This window comes from Terrihalobacillus insolitus (genome assembly GCF_028416575.1).
Classification (GTDB): Bacteria; Bacillota; Bacilli; order Bacillales; family Amphibacillaceae; genus Terrihalobacillus; species Terrihalobacillus insolitus.
In genome coordinates, this window is the sequence record NZ_JAMQKB010000036.1 from 1 (window position 1) to 15178 (window position 15178).

A 15178-nucleotide genomic window follows, 5' to 3' on the forward strand; every position below is an offset into this window, starting at 1 on the left:
ACGGCAATCTTGTTTTTATAGACTCGATTAGAGAAGTACGTTTTTGTGCCCATCGCCATTCTCCTTTCCCTTCATAATTAAATTTTATCAGAACAAATGTTCTAAGTCAAGAAATTTCATCTCCTTCCGGAGGGGCGATTCATCCCCCACTTATTATTGGTGTTACCCACCTTCACATAATTGAAGTGGGGGTCTTCTCGCCCGTAAAAAGATAAAAAAATACGATCTAAAAAGTAAAGGTGATTTCATGAATATCTATATTGACGCTGATGCGTGCCCTGTTAAAGAAATCGTTTTGGAAGAAGCAAAGAAAACGAATATTCCAGTCACATTAGTAAAAAGTTTTTCTCACTTTTCACCTAATGAGGATACTCAAGGAGTAACCACCATCTATGTTGATACAGGTGCAGATGCGGCAGACTACCGTATCATGCAATTGGCAAAAAAAGGTGATATCATTATTACTCAGGACTATGGTCTTGCCTCCCTTGCACTGGGAAAAGGGTGTACTGTTTTACATCATAAGGGCTTTGCCTATACGAAAGACAACATAGACTCTCTACTTACTGTAAGACACTACAGTGCTAAAGCACGTCGTGGAGGCCATAAAACAAAGGGGCCAAAAGCAATGGCAGACATAGATCGAGAGAAATTTAGAGAACTTTTAGTTCAAAAGCTTTCTTGAATATAAAACTGGAAGCCAGTGGCCCCCAGTTTTGATTGCTTTTCATATTAACAAATTAAATAAATCTTGATCCTTATTAATTTCAATGTAAGTAAACCCTTTCCTGTTCATTCGATCGATCAATGGTTCATAATCGCGTTTATCGTTTAGCTCAATTCCAACTAGTACGGGTCCTTTATCGCGGTTGTTTTTCTTCGTATATTCAAACCGTGTAATATCATCGGTTTCACCAAGGACATCATCCATAAATTCCCTTAACGCGCCAGCTCGTTGTGGAAAATTGACAATAAAATAGTGTTTATAACCTTCATAGATTAACGACCGTTCTTTAATTTCTTGCATGCGATCGAGATCGTTGTTTCCGCCACTAATAATGCATACTATATTTTTTCCCTTAATTTGGTCCTTATAAAAGTCCAAGGCTGAAACAGGCAGAGCACCTGCTGGTTCCGCTACAATTGCATTTTCGCTATATAAATTCACAATGGTCGAGCTTATTTTACCTTCTGGAACAAGGACAATGTCATCAATGACCTCTTTTCCAATTTCAAAGGTAAGCTTACCAACCTGTTTCACACTTGCACCATCCACAAACTTGTCAACTTTATCTAATGTAACGACTTCATCCTGTTTGAGTGATTGATGCATTCCAGGTGCACCCGAGGGTTCTACCCCAACGACCTTTGTCTCTGGGCTAATACTTTTCATATAGGAGCCAACCCCAGAAATAAGGCCTCCCCCACCAATTCCCATAAATATATGAGAGATAGGTTCTTCCATGCTTTCTAAAACTTCAAGCCCGATTGTTCCCTGTCCAGTTATTGTACGATAATCATCAAATGGGTGAATAAATGACATGTTATGTTGTTCACAAACCTGAACAGCAGCATGATAGGCATCATCGAATGTATCCCCTATTAAAATAATCTCTATAAAAGGTCCGCCAAAAAACTCTACCCGAGATACTTTTTGCCTTGGAGTTGTGGTGGGCATATAAATCTTCCCTTTCACTCCAAGTGCCTTACATGAATAGGCCACACCCTGTGCATGATTTCCAGCACTCGCGCATACAACCCCATTTTCTAATTCTTCAGGAGTTAAGCTTTGCATTAAGTTGAAGGCTCCTCTTAGTTTAAATGAGCGTACAACCTGCAAATCCTCTCTTTTTAAATAAACATTACAATCATAGCGTTCAGATAAAATGGTATCTTTCTGAAGTGGTGTTTTTACGACAATGTCCTTTAACATTTGATGTGCAATAATAATGTCTTTAATATCGATTGTTTTCACCTTTGTATTCATACCTCGTATCCTTCCTGCTGAAAATGATTAGCACAACCCTAACACAAGTCAGTCTGTTTTTAAACTATTAAACTAAAATTGTTTCGAAAACGAATAGTTAGATAATTCGTAAAACTAAGGATACCATGTTCATCACATTGTTACAAGGAATTATCACGAAAAAATAACTACATAGACTGTTTTTTATCATTTATTAAGGATATGGGTGAATGTCCGTTTCATATGCAGACGATCCTCCATAAGCTATGGGTGTAAAACCAAATAACAGATGCACTAAAAACAGGAGAGGAGAAATATTATGCATCCGAAATTTTATCCTGGAAGTCATCTACCACCTCAGAATGCGTACAATGACAATCGACATTTAGGCCCTGTTGAAACAGGGCTTATTGGATTGGGATTAGGTTACATTGGTGCAGAAATGCTTGACCATAATGGATATCCTGGTTATGGACCAGGATTTGGTAGTGGGTATGGTCCCGGTGGTGGCTTTGGACCAGGATTTGGTGGTGGATATGGTCCTGGCGCTGGGTTTGGACCAGGATTTGGTGGATATGGTCCTGGTTATGGGACTGGAATAGGCTATGGCTCAGGAATAGGCTTGGGATTTGGCCCTGGATTTGGTGGTTATGGGTCAGGAACAGGATTTGGCGGCTACGGATTCCCTGGAGCTGGTTATGGTGGGTATGGTTACCCTGGAATAGGACCTGGCTACGGTGAATACGATCCTGACTTATTTTAACGAGCCAACCGTCAGCACTTTTATGACACGTATGTCCATACTAGACATGTGGATAACAATACAGTAATACGCAGTAATAGAAGAAGTTTTTTTTCAAAAAGGCTTAACGCTTTATCTCTTTGCGTTAAGCCTTTTGTAAATTTCATAAAAATAATAGTGGTCTATTTCTCACTCAGTGTTTGATATTGATCACGCAAAGAGCGTTTGAGCACTTTACCACTCGGGTTTTTCGGCAGGCTTTCCGTGAAATCAACGTATTTGGGTACTTTAAACGTAGACAATTTAGACTTGCAAAATGAAATAACTTCATCTTCGGTTAGCTGTACTCCATCCTTAGGAACAATAATAGCGGTTACCGCTTCGATCCAATAAGGGTCTGGAATACTAATAACAGCAACCTCGGATACACCAATCATTTGGTAAATTGTTTCTTCCACTTCTCTACTTGATACATTAACACCACCCGTGTTGATCATATCTTTTTTACGGTCAATGATGGTAATATAACCTTCCTCATCCATAACGCCTAGGTCACCGCTGTGAAACCAGCCATTACGAAAGGCTTCGGCGGTTTTTTCTGGATCGTGCAGATAGCCCTTCATCGCATGTGGGGTACGATGCACAATCTCACCTATTTCGTTTCTTGGAACTTCATGATCTTCCTCATCTACAATCCTAGTTTGGACATTTAATGATGGGGTTCCTGCAGATCCAAGCTTTCTAAGCTGATCCTCTGGCTGTAATGCAGTAGCAAGCGGTGCCACTTCTGTTTGTCCATAAAAATTCCAAAACTTTGCCTGGGGTAATCTTTCCGATAATTCTTTTAGAATCTCCATTGGCATGATGGCAGCACCATAATAACATTTTTCCAAGGAAGATAAATCCCTTTTATCAAAATCCGGGTGACGTAAAAGTCCAATCCAAACAGTTGGTGGGCAAAACAATTGTGTAGCCTTCTGTTCTTCAATTGTCTGTAGAATAATTTGTGGATTTGCCTGACCTAAAATAATCCCACTTGAACCAAGGTATATGCTTGGACCTAAGAAAACGTGTAATTGTGCACTATGGTAAAGCGGTAATGCGTGAATGGCAATATCGTTTGTATCCATTTTCCCGTCTATGATACAGCTTACATACTCACTAACAAGGCTTTTATGGGATAGCATAACACCTTTTGGTCTGGATTCGGTACCACTTGTATACAGTACATGTGCCAAATCCTCATCATCTAATTCAGCTTCAACAAAGTAGGTTGGTTGATCTTTACGGATATGTGCCAACGTTTCCCATGTCGATAAATGATCAGAAACTGTATAAGAGGCGTCCACATCCATCAAATATCGATGTGTAATCTTTCCGCTATATCCCCCAGCAGCTCTGTCAAGAACAGGCGCATATTCCTCAGAGGCAATGAATCCTGTAACTTCTGCATGCTCGATAATATATTGAACATCCTCTTCCTTGAGCATGTAGTTAATTGGAATCATAACAGCACCAATTCTCGTTAATGCAAAGTTAACGACAACAAAGTCTAAGCTGTTCTTGGACATGACTGTGACCATGTCCCCTTTTTTAATTCCATTTTCTAAAAAAGCATGTGCAGTTTGATTCACTACATCATCTAACTGCTCGTATGTCACACGATGGTTGTTATAAGCGAGCGCAAACTTATTAGGCATTCGATCACGAGTTCTAGCAAGTAAATCGGATAAGGTATTTCGATTAGCTCGTTGTAGCTTGTTTCCTAAGTCATCCATTGTATGGGGATCCATCACTACACTCCTTTTTCGATCAGTGTTATGTAAATGCTTTCATATAAGCACCACTTTCATTATAATTCAGAATTTTCAAAACATCAAGGTAGACTTTTAAGCATTTTATAGGGTGATCTCGGCCAAATAAATAAAGGAAGATAAGGCATGCCTTATCTTCCACTGTTTTAATTCACATTTATTCGATTTGTGTTAGGTGCGGCAATTGGGGTTGTTTGTTGTTCGATATACGTAACAATTGCATCTAAATCTACAGGTCCAATAACTTCATTTGTCCCCTCGGTAAATTTGGTAAAGCCATCTCCACCTGAAGCTAGGAAGTTATTTACAGTGACTGTATATTCCTTATTAGATTGTATAGCTATACCTTCTTGATCCGTTAAATTACGCACTTTATCGCCTATCGGAGCATCTGGATCCCACGTATAACGAAGCCCAGATATTTGTAAAATGGTGTTTCCACCTTCATAGAATTGTTGTTCCAATACCTCTTTTATTTGCTTTCCAGTAAACGTCATTTCAACAAGGGTATTTCCAAACGGTTGAATGGTAAATAGCTCGCCCCAAGTGATATCTCCTGCATCTAGATCTGCCCGAATTCCACCAGGATTCATAAATGCAAAATCAGTTCCCATTGCTTGTCTCTGGGAATCAGCAATGAGATTGCCTAATGCAGATTCACCACTTTTATCTGTATTGCCAGTAATCGGTTCAGCAGCTTCACCAACGACACGATCTATTAATGGTCCTACTTCTTCTTGATATTGCTCTACCATTTGTTTAACGGTTGGATCAGGCGTTATTCCATCGTGGTATGTTGTTATGATTTCGGCTGACTTTTCTACAATATCTTTTGTTTTCGGATCGATCACCAAATCTATGTCAGAAAAAGCAGTGCCATATGAATAGGATTGCACTAATAGTTTATTGTCTACTGTCGTATTTGCATATCTGTGGCTATGTCCACCTATTATAATGTCTACCTCATCATCTACCGAATTAGCAATTTCGACGGCTTCACCGCTTGCGTTTGATCCATCTTTATCAGAATCAACTGGATCGTGAGCCAATACAACAATCGCTTTTACTCCTTTTTCTTTGAGTTCTGCAACTGCTTTATTAATCGCCTCGGTCTCATCAGTAAATCGAACATCCTCAATTGCGCTCGGTATTATAGCATTTTTCGCTTGTTGCGTTATTATTCCTACAAACCCTATTTGCATCCCATTTACTCGTTCAATCGCATATGGAGGAAGAATCGTTTCACCTGTTGTTTTATCGACTACGTTTGCAGCAATATAAGGAAAAGATGCTCCAGCAAAATCCCCTGTTACGTCATGACTGCCACCGTCAATTAAGCGCTTTAATTCCTCTACTCCTTCATCAAATTCATGGTTTCCTAATGTTCCAATATCAAATCCCATTTCATCCATGATTTCAACTGTTGGTTCGTCCTGTAAAAGAGATGATGTTGGAGAGCTCGCTCCTACCATATCTCCAGCATGGACAAGTAATGTGTTTTTATTTTCTTTCTCTTTTTCATTAATATATGCGGACAAATATTCGGCACCACCGGCCTTTCTTCCGCCAATTGTTCGGTATGTATCAATCTGACCATGAAAGTCGTTTACACCTAATAGCTGCACATCAATACCTCTATTTGTACGATCTAGATCCTTTGAAACAGGCTTGGCATCACTAGAAGGCACCCCAATGGCAAGCGTTACACTTAATGCTATGGCAGCACTTGTTAGTATCCTTTTCCTTTTCATATTATCTTCCTCTCCTTATTGTAGAATGAAAAATAGGGTTATCCCTTTGTTATCATAACATGGCCTCTTAAAAATCATCTACTAGACAAATGCATTAAATCTACTATTTATCATTCGTTCAAATTACCTATTGACGTTAGCCCCCACGCACTATGGCCAAAATTTTAGCATACCAGCGCTGACAATAGAAAAAACGCCTGCATCATGCAGGCGTTTTTTGATTTGTGGCGAAGAACCGTCGACCACATTCGACGTTGCTAAAGGCATGTTCTTCGTCTTACACAAATAAGCTCATCGCTTCTTAATTATAGCACCATAAGTCACCCAATTCAATGGGGTTATATGGATAACGTTCGTTTAGCCTTGCAGGGCCTCGGTTAATTGTGGAACAATCTGTTTTTTTCGTGAAACGACTCCTTTTAAAACAGCAGTATTATTGGTTAGCTTCACACCAAAAGCGGTTTCGGCTGCTTTAGCGTCATCACCGAGTGAGAGGATCGTTGAATCACTCGTTAAAATATCTGTAATCACGAACACGAACAGATCGAGCGACTTTTCGTCAACTGTATTTTTAATAGCTGATTCTAGTTGTTCTTTTCGTATTAACACTTCTTCCGTATCTACTGTATTGACTTGGGCAACTACCACTTTCTTTGCACCCATTGTAAATTCTTTTGCATCAAGAGAAATAAGCTCATCCTCTGTTTTACTGCTAAGATCTGTACCAGCTTTTAGCATTTCAAGACCATAGCTTTGTGGATCAACCTCAGCAATTCGAGCAAGCTCATGTGCGGCTGTTATATCTTCCTCTGTGCATGTGGGTGATTTGAATAGAAGTGAATCCGAAATGATCGCTGAAAGCATAAGTCCAGCTATATCCTTTTGAATCGTAACACCTTGCTCCTTATACAGTTTGTTTAAGATTGTTGCGGTACAGCCAACAGGTTCAGCTCGATAGTATAAAGGATCGCTCGTTTCAAAGTTTGAAATGCGATGGTGATCAATCACTTCTTTCACTTTCACATTGTCGATGTCATCAGCACTTTGTTGGCGTTCATTATGATCAACCAAAATAACCTCACTTACTTCATTTGATACGGACTGAACGAATCGAGGTGACGGTACATTGAATTGATTAAGTGCATAGTTTGTTTCACCATTTATTTCTCCCAACCGAACCGGTTCAACCTCATCGCCTAACTCCTTTTTTAACGCAGCATAGGCAATTGCAGAGCAAATTGTGTCTGTGTCAGGATTTTTGTGTCCGAATATTAAGGTTTTTGTCATCGTATACATCTCTCCTTTAAGTGCTTGTTCAACTGTTTCTACATGTTCAATATCTATATTGAATTTTCATTATGTATTGTATCACACATTTATGCCAAGTTTCCTCCAAGCGAACTCGTTTCAGCAAGCTGAAACATTGGGGAATCAGATGGAGTCTCGACTCCACCTGATTGGAAGTTTCCACCTACGCTTCGCTTAGAGGTGGGGGTCTAAAACCCTAAAACCATTTTAAAATTAAAACGAGTGTGTCTTCATTAAGAAGAATCACACTCAAAATAGAATAGGTTGAACCTGCTTTGAACATCCTCTTTAATCGTTTATTTCTACGATCCAATCAAACGGATCCTGTTCTGTACCATACTGTATTCCGGTTAAAGTGTCATAAAGCTTTTTTGAAACTTCTCCAGTTTCTCCATTATTTATTACGAGTTTATGTTCATTCCATGAAAATTCACCGATTGGCGATATAACAGCTGCTGTACCAGCTCCGAATGCCTCTTCTAGTTGTCCATCTTTATGTGCATTGTATATTTCCTCAAATGCAATCTTGCGCTCATTTACGGTGTATCCCCAGTGTTTTAATAGTTTAATAACCGAGTTTCTAGTAACACCCTCAAGGATACTACCATTTAACGAAGGGGTCACAATTTCCCCATTAATCTTAAAGAATACGTTCATACTTCCTACTTCTTCTACATATTTCCGCTCGACACCGTCTAACCATAAAACCTGAGCATATCCACTACCCGCGACTAGTTCCTGTGCCTTTAAGCTAGCTGCGTAATTTCCGCCTGTTTTTGCCTCACCAGTTCCACCAGGGACAGCGCGGACGTATTTGCTTTCTACGGCAATTTTAACTGGGTTAATCCCCTCTTTATAATAAGCACCTACAGGAGATAAAATCACGATAAATTGATATGTTTTGGATGGTGCCACCCCAATATAGGCCTCTGTTGAAATGACAAATGGTCGTATGTACAACGAAGTCCCTGGTGCTGACGGAATCCAATCCTTCTCAAGATGGACGAGCTTTTTAATTGCTTCTATCGCAAATTCCTCATCAATGTTAGGAATACAAAGACGATCGTTTGACCGATTTAAGCGTTCCATGTTTTTTTCTGGTCGAAATAAATGCACCTTTTCGTCTTGGGTCAAATATGCTTTAAGCCCTTCAAACACGGTCTGACCATAATGAAAAACAATGGCCGCTGGGTCTAGCGTGATGGACTGATACGGCATAATGCGAGGATTATACCACCCTTTTTCATTTGAATAATCCATGACAAACATATGATCTGTAAATGTTCTCCCAAACTCCAATTGGTCTTGATTCGGTTTTTTCTTTTTTTCGCTGCTCAATGTTATTGGAATGGACCCCATAGCAAAATCTCCTTCAATGTATAATCAAAATTATCTGTAAATTATATTCTATTATAAACACGATTATTTATACAAACCAAACAACTTGAAAAAAGAAAAGTTTATAACAACAAACCCGCTTTAAAATTTAAACAAACGTTTGAACAATATTTAATGCCATTCTATTTTTTGACCAAACAAGTCGGAAATTGCGCTTTCCTCGGAAATAATTATCTTGTCCATTTCCCAGAAAACATCCATCATATTTCTCTTTGTACCTAATAGAATATAAGAGGACAAGTTAAGGGCACAACTTGCGTGAGGAGAAATTGGATGATCACATATAACGATACAACTTATACGAAACGACATACATGGATCATAATGAGGCAATCATGAGATATACGAACAAAGCGTTTATGCTTGTTGCGTGTGGTGGGTTTATTCAAGGTATGGCAATGGCGTTATTTTTGTTTCCACATTCCATTCCTTCAGGTGGGGCTGGTGGAATTGCTGTCTTACTTAATTATTGGTTTGATATCCCATTAAGCTTTGCACTTTGGTTTGTTAATTTCACCCTACTTGTTGCCGCAATTTATTGGCTTGGTAATGCGAGTGCGATCGGCACAATGTTTGGCATCACGATAACGTCTATTAGTATTCATCTGTTTGAAATAGAAATGCCCCTGTCGATCACAAATGTATGGTTTGATGTTATCGTAGGATCCATGATTCTCGGGCTTGGAATTGGGATTTTACTTAGGCAAGGTGTCTCAAATGGTGGAATGGGTGTTATTGCACTTATTGTAGCAACCCAACGAAAAATCGCACCTGGGAGACCCTTATTAATCCTAAATGGATGTATCTTTCTCTTAACAGGCTCCATCATAGATTGGCGAATTGTCATTCTCGCTGTTTTTTCCCAATGGATTTCAACAAGAGTAGTAGATATTGTGTATCATTTTAAAATGCAACCGATCTTTCCACCTGTCATTCATTGGAGAAAGAAGTAATGGAAGAACTTTCAATGGATTCATCATCATTTTTATGTGAGAAAAAAAGAAGATGACATGGACAACATTTAAATGTATTGTTGTTCGCATATTATCAGAGTGACTACATCGAAAGCGAGGTACATCTATGATAAAGCGAACTATCTTAGTGTCTGTTTCATTCATTATTCTTGTGGCATTATTAGCTGGTTGTTCAGGCCAATCAAATACGGAAGATACGTACCCAAACAAAAGCGTCCAGATGATCGTTTCCTTCACTCCTGGAGCAGCTACTGACACACAAGCAAGAATTATAGCAAAATACGCCAAGCAATACCTTGGTCAAGAATTAGTGATCGTAAATAAACCTGGTGGCGGGGGGCAAGTAGGCTGGAATAGCTTTTCCAAGGTTAAACCTGATGGATATACACTAGCAGCATACAACTTACCCCATATAATTACACAACCACTTGTGAATGACACGGCATTTCAACTAGATACGTTTGAGCCAATTGTAAACTGGGGTGGAGATCCTACTGTGTTCGCCGTCAAAAAGGATAGCGATATTCAATCACTCGATGATTTAATTGAAAGAGCTAAAGCTTCTCCAGGATCGATTACGATTGGAAATGCTGGTAAATATGTTGGCCAGCATTTAGCCATATTGTTGTTAGAAAATGCGGCAGGAATTGATGTGGAAGATGTCCCATTCCAAGGATCTTCTGAAGCCATTTCTTCCCTACTTGGTGGGCATACCGATGTCATTTCTGGAAATCTCTCGGATATCTACAGATTAGGTGATCAAGTTCGCCCGCTCGGTATTGCATCAGAAGAACGCCATCCATTTGATCCAAGTATTCCAACATTTAAAGAACAAGGTTATCCAGAAGTAATCATGAGTACGGATCGAGGAATTGCAGCTAGAAAAGGAACTCCTGAAGAAATTATTAAAAAATTGGAGAAGGCCTTTCTGCAAATTTTAAAAGATGAAAACTTTGTAAAAGATATGGAAAAGGCTGGTGCAGACTTACTCGTAATGAACCGACAAGAAGTGATCAAAGATTTAGAAGCACGTTCAGACGAATACAAAGATTTACTTAAATCAATTGGAGTTGTAAAATAAGGAAAGAGCATTCGCGCTCTTTCCTTATTCATGGCTTAAAGTGCGTGTTCAAAAAGATGCGCAGCTTATCATTTGATGACTTATTGAACATCCTCTTAAAAGTAAAATAGAGAGGATGCTGGTAGAGGAACTTTAACAATTATCGTGAAAACAAAATACAGGATAAACGTAAACGAAATCGCCACCACACATGTTTTCAATAATCGAACAGTAGCACATTTTTTAAGATAAACGTAAAGGGGAACCGAAATCATCAGAATAAAAACTTGGGCGTAAAAACCAATTACTCCTATTAAAAGGCCGATGATGGAAATCACTCCAATAAATAGGTAAACAGATAAAGGGAATTTTTCTCCGACTGAGCGAACTTCATTTTTAATTCTTAGGTTCTTCAAATACTCAAAAACAATCAAAATGAACATAAAAATTAACGTCATCTTCGGCATTATTTTTTGCATAGGCTCTAAGCGATCTACAAATACAATAGAAGAAATGGTAAGTAGACCAGTGAACAGCCAACAAAGCGAAGTCCAAGAAAACAGGTTTTTCCAAGCAATTTTGCTTCTTAATGTCTCATTTCCACTTTTACCTTTTATTCCATTCATTAAAGCGAACGTAACAGTAAGAAAAACCAATGTAAATAACCCTATATTCCATGCACCAGTAAAGAAATAAGAAAATGTAGCGCCTTTTGCTGCACCTACTTGGATTCCTTGAAGTAATCCTTCTTCAGCTATTGGGCCTAATATAAAACCTAATGCAATCGGAGCCGCCGAAAAGTCAAGTTTTTGTAAAACAAACATAATCAATCCGATTACAATAACAGTGTAGACGTCAAACAAGCTATTTTGCATTGTGTATGCACCTATAATGGAAAAAGACAAAATGACTGGTGCCATAATGTACGGCGGAATATGAGAAAGTTTCGTCATATGTTTGATTAGAAGTAATCCTAGAAACAATAAGAGAATTTGGGCTGCAACCATACTGTAAAGAAATGTATAGGCTACACCTGCATTATCCACAAATAGGTTTCTTCCTGGCCAAATTCCATGTATGAGTAGTCCGCCTAAGAAAATAGCTGCAGTGGGAGAACCTGGAATACCTAAAGTCAAAAGTGGGATAAGTGCACCACCAACCATTGCATTATTTGCACTTTCAGAGGCGATGATACCTTGCTTTTCCCCTTTTCCGAAATTTTCCTTATTTTTTGCAAAACGCTTCGCTTCTCCGTATGCGATAATGCTTGCTATGTTACCACCAGCACCTGGAATGACACCGATAATGGCTCCAATGGTACTTCCTAAACTAACGGACTTCGGTTTTTTTAACACTTCCCCAAATGATTCTCTTATCGTTGACTTTTCCATTTTCCACTTTTGTACATGGGTTTGATTTTTTGATGAAAGTCCTTCGATTAAGCGAAGTGCTTGGGGAAATGCAAAAAGAGCGATGAGAACCGCCACAACATTGAGCCCGCCAATAAAACTTTCCATCCCAAATGTAAAACGGGCTGTACCAGTAACAGTACTAATTCCAATGAAAGAAAGAAGAACACCGATTCCGCCACCGATTAGATTTTTAGAGATCGTGCCCTCTGAAATTGCTGCAATTACGGTCAATCCAAAAATAGCGACCCAAAAGTTTTCTGATGGGCCAAATTCTAATGAAAATTCGGCAAAAATAGGAGCGAAAAACAAAAGGATGAGCATTCCAAAGAGACCACCTACCACAGAGGAAATAGTGGTAAGCTCTAACGCTTTTCTTGTTCTACCTTGCTTCGACATTGGATAGCCGTCAAAGGTTGTGGCCACATTTGCCGGTGCTCCAGGGACATTGAACAAAATTGCTGGAATGGATCCTCCGTATACACTCCCACAAAAGATACCACCTAATATAATTAATCCTTCTGTAGGTCCCAGTGAAAAAGTAAATGGGATGGTTAATGCAACTCCCATTGTAGGTGTTAATCCTGGTAAGGCTCCAACTACTATTCCAATAAATACACCAAAAGACAAAGCGATTAAGTTATTCCATTCAAATATTTGCCACAGAAATTCCATATCCTATCCCCCAGTTTTCTAGACTAGAATATGTTATTCACCTATGACTTATTTTGTGTTATCGTCCTCATTATCCAATTGAACCTTTGTACCTCCAACAGAGAGATACGAATATACTTCTAAATCAGGCTTTAGTTTCGTTAATCCTTGTAAATATGGTTTAACCAAATCTTTAAAGTCTTCTGACACTCCCTCGTCTTCTAGTTGCCCATAGACATACATCTTTTTTTGTTCCATTAAAAATGCCATATACCCAACTGGTTTATTATTGTCATCCACAATATTTAATACTTGCGCATCTTCCTTTAAAAACTCTGGTGAGAAGTAAATTTGCACTTGTTTACCACCTTTCTACTCCGAGGTTAACTGTAATTTTGAAAATAGTGTATTGCTTGCTTCATCCTTATTAGAGGTTTGATCTTTTACATGGATGAAAAGTAGGCTTAATAGTGCAACGAATAGGGTAAGTCCTGCAGTGCTTAAAAACATGCCTGTCCTGGACCAATCCATTAGCCACCCATAGACAGGAGGGCCAGCTGCCACACCGAGAAATCGAACGGATCCATATAAAGAAGTAACAAACCCTCTTCTTGCCTTACCAACGGAACCTGTTATTAAACTGTTCAAACAAGGAAGTACCAAACCTGTTCCGATACTACTTATGGCAAGGATCGCCAAAAATGGAACAAGCTTTGTAAAGAAAACTAATACAGCAAAAGATGCAGTCATGAACAACAAACCGATTACAATTAATTTTTTCATTACCTTTAAATTTTTACCGATTTTGCTCCCTGTTATAAACGATGTTGTCATTAGAAACAACAGTGGAATAGCTAAAATGGCTCCTTTTAAAACGCCATCAATATTATAGTCGGTTTCTAAAACATCTGAAATATAGAATAAAATCCCAAATAGAGTGAACAGACACGTTGCACCTGCCATGTAAGCTGTAAGCAACCATCTCCCTTCGTGTTTGAAAACGGTAAAGAGACCCTTCATATACTTTCCAAGTGGAAGTGGAGACACCTTCTTCTTCTTTTCCTTGACAAAAAAAGCTGTTAACAATACGGAAACCAAAACAAACACTGGAAAACCGAAAAATGGTCCGAACCAAAATAGCAATGCAAGCAGTGATCCTACTATTGGAGACAGCACTTTACCAAATCCATTCGAGGCCTCAACTAATCCTAAAACTTTACTTTGATCTCCTCCTTTAAACAGGTCTCCAGTTAAAGCCATTGCAATCGGCGCTGTACCTGCTGCACCAATGCCTTGTAGGGTTCTGCCAACAATGATCCAAGTAAAGGCATTATCAAACCATGCTGCAGCAAGTCCTGCAAGTAATCCACCTAAACCATATAAAATAAGCGCGGGAACAATAATGATCTTTCTTGTAAAGCGGTCTGATAAATAACCAAGAATCGGAATGGATACTGCGGCTGCAACAGAGAAAATTGTAATGGTTAAACTAACTTGAAAGGAGCTAAGATTCAATTTTGATTCCATTTTTGGAAGTATTGGAATTAACATCGAATTCCCTAGCGTCATGATAAGTGGAATGGAGCTGATTGCTGCAATGACTAATCCGTTTTTTGGTTGTTTTGACAATGTTCAGTTCACGCTCCTTTCTTTCTTTTCATGATGTATTCGATGACCACATAGCCCCGTCATATTTCATCATTCAAATTTGGCGACATATCGAACAAAACTACTCTGTAAATAGCATGGTATAATAATGTTAAAAAATACGTAATTCTCTCTATACATTTGAATACATATTAAGGGAAATAATGGGTTTCAAATTGCGTTGGATCAAAATAACACACGTGATTTCACTATGTGAAAAATCACGTGTGTTTTCGTATTATGCGGCCTGTGTATTCGCTTAAATACGGAAACATGGGATTTTCTGAAAATAAGGGCCTGTGAGTCCGTCTACCACGAAAATTCTGAAAATAAGGGCCTCTCAGTCCGCTTAGAATTTTTAGCGGACTCACAGGCCCTTATTCGTCTATAATTCGTGGTTTTCGCGTGTTTTGCGGACTGAGAGGCCGTTATTTGCCAAAAAACCTGCCGTTTTT

12 protein-coding genes are annotated in these 15178 nt (G+C 38.9%); 4 read left to right on the forward strand and 8 right to left on the reverse strand.

Going from position 1 to position 15178, the window contains the following annotated elements:
- Window positions 1–247 precede the first annotated feature (247 nt).
- Window positions 248–685, forward strand: coding sequence for a YaiI/YqxD family protein (locus NC797_RS17200; protein ID WP_272438054.1), 438 nt, complete (start codon window positions 248–250; stop codon window positions 683–685).
- A 42-nt stretch (window positions 686–727) separates the two neighbouring features.
- On the opposite strand, the gene ilvA is transcribed toward NC797_RS17200, so the two are convergent.
- Window positions 728–1987, reverse strand: coding sequence for a threonine ammonia-lyase IlvA (gene ilvA / locus NC797_RS17205; RefSeq protein ID WP_272438055.1), 1260 nt, complete (start codon window positions 1985–1987; stop codon window positions 728–730).
- Between the two features lie 298 nt (window positions 1988–2285).
- Here ilvA and NC797_RS17210 point away from each other — a divergent pair, with 298 nt between their 5' ends.
- Window positions 2286–2729 carry a hypothetical protein gene (locus NC797_RS17210; RefSeq protein ID WP_272438056.1) on the forward strand — a complete coding sequence of 148 codons (444 nt, stop codon included), beginning with the start codon at window positions 2286–2288 and terminating at the stop codon, window positions 2727–2729.
- 161 nt (window positions 2730–2890) lie between these two features.
- Here the strand turns inward: NC797_RS17210 and NC797_RS17215 are convergent, their stop codons facing one another.
- The 4 genes from NC797_RS17215 to NC797_RS17230 all read right to left on the reverse strand — a co-directional run bounded on the left by NC797_RS17215 (window position 2891) and on the right by NC797_RS17230 (window position 8940).
- Complete coding sequence (locus tag NC797_RS17215; protein ID WP_272438057.1) at window positions 2891–4501, reverse strand: acyl-CoA synthetase; 1611 nt, start codon at window positions 4499–4501, stop codon at window positions 2891–2893.
- 167 nt (window positions 4502–4668) lie between these two features.
- Window positions 4669–6273, reverse strand: a complete 1605-nt coding sequence (locus tag NC797_RS17220) for a bifunctional metallophosphatase/5'-nucleotidase (protein WP_272438058.1) — start codon at window positions 6271–6273, stop codon at window positions 4669–4671.
- Window positions 6274–6630: 357 nt separating this feature from the next.
- On the reverse strand, window positions 6631–7560 hold the full coding sequence (locus NC797_RS17225) for a manganese-dependent inorganic pyrophosphatase (protein WP_272438059.1): 930 nt from the start codon (window positions 7558–7560) through the stop codon (window positions 6631–6633).
- 309 nt (window positions 7561–7869) lie between these two features.
- Window positions 7870–8940: a branched-chain amino acid aminotransferase gene (locus NC797_RS17230; RefSeq protein WP_272438060.1), complete on the reverse strand. Its 1071-nt coding sequence runs from the start codon at window positions 8938–8940 to the stop codon at window positions 7870–7872.
- Between the two features lie 374 nt (window positions 8941–9314).
- Here NC797_RS17230 and NC797_RS17235 point away from each other — a divergent pair, with 374 nt between their 5' ends.
- On the forward strand, window positions 9315–9932 hold the full coding sequence (locus NC797_RS17235) for a YitT family protein (RefSeq protein ID WP_272438061.1): 618 nt from the start codon (window positions 9315–9317) through the stop codon (window positions 9930–9932).
- Window positions 9933–10059: 127 nt separating this feature from the next.
- The gene (locus NC797_RS17240; protein ID WP_272438062.1) at window positions 10060–11034 is read left to right on the forward strand and encodes a tripartite tricarboxylate transporter substrate binding protein; all 975 of its coding nucleotides are present in this window, start codon (window positions 10060–10062) and stop codon (window positions 11032–11034) included.
- A 95-nt stretch (window positions 11035–11129) separates the two neighbouring features.
- Here NC797_RS17240 and NC797_RS17245 read toward each other — a convergent pair whose 3' ends face one another.
- Genes NC797_RS17245 through NC797_RS17255 form a run of 3 tightly spaced genes read right to left on the reverse strand, consistent with a single transcriptional unit; the run spans window position 11130 to window position 14645 of the window.
- Window positions 11130–13097, reverse strand: a complete 1968-nt coding sequence (locus tag NC797_RS17245; protein WP_272438063.1) for a tripartite tricarboxylate transporter permease — start codon at window positions 13095–13097, stop codon at window positions 11130–11132.
- Window positions 13098–13145: 48 nt separating this feature from the next.
- Window positions 13146–13433 (reverse strand): hypothetical protein, encoded by a 288-nt coding sequence (locus tag NC797_RS17250; RefSeq protein ID WP_272438064.1) that lies wholly within the window; start codon window positions 13431–13433, stop codon window positions 13146–13148.
- 15 nt (window positions 13434–13448) lie between these two features.
- Window positions 13449–14645, reverse strand: coding sequence for an MFS transporter (locus tag NC797_RS17255; protein WP_272438065.1), 1197 nt, complete (start codon window positions 14643–14645; stop codon window positions 13449–13451).
- Between the last annotated feature and the right edge of the window lie 533 nt (window positions 14646–15178).

What these genes read in the sequence shown, in the direction of transcription:
- NC797_RS17220 (WP_272438058.1), bottom strand. Translation starts at nt 6,273, where the DNA reads ATGAAAAGGAAAAGGATACTAACAAGTGCTGCCATAGCATTAAGTGTA.
- NC797_RS17230 (WP_272438060.1), bottom strand. Translation starts at nt 8,940, where the DNA reads ATGGGGTCCATTCCAATAACATTGAGCAGCGAAAAAAAGAAAAAACCG.
- NC797_RS17200 (WP_272438054.1), top strand. Translation starts at nt 248, where the DNA reads ATGAATATCTATATTGACGCTGATGCGTGCCCTGTTAAAGAAATCGTT.
- NC797_RS17235 (WP_272438061.1), top strand. Translation starts at nt 9,315, where the DNA reads ATGAGATATACGAACAAAGCGTTTATGCTTGTTGCGTGTGGTGGGTTT.
- NC797_RS17210 (WP_272438056.1), top strand. Translation starts at nt 2,286, where the DNA reads ATGCATCCGAAATTTTATCCTGGAAGTCATCTACCACCTCAGAATGCG.
- NC797_RS17255 (WP_272438065.1), bottom strand. Translation starts at nt 14,645, where the DNA reads ATGACGCTAGGGAATTCGATGTTAATTCCAATACTTCCAAAAATGGAA.
- NC797_RS17215 (WP_272438057.1), bottom strand. Translation starts at nt 4,501, where the DNA reads ATGGATCCCCATACAATGGATGACTTAGGAAACAAGCTACAACGAGCT.
- ilvA (WP_272438055.1), bottom strand. Translation starts at nt 1,987, where the DNA reads ATGAATACAAAGGTGAAAACAATCGATATTAAAGACATTATTATTGCA.
- NC797_RS17245 (WP_272438063.1), bottom strand. Translation starts at nt 13,097, where the DNA reads ATGGAATTTCTGTGGCAAATATTTGAATGGAATAACTTAATCGCTTTG.
- NC797_RS17240 (WP_272438062.1), top strand. Translation starts at nt 10,060, where the DNA reads ATGATAAAGCGAACTATCTTAGTGTCTGTTTCATTCATTATTCTTGTG.
- NC797_RS17225 (WP_272438059.1), bottom strand. Translation starts at nt 7,560, where the DNA reads ATGACAAAAACCTTAATATTCGGACACAAAAATCCTGACACAGACACA.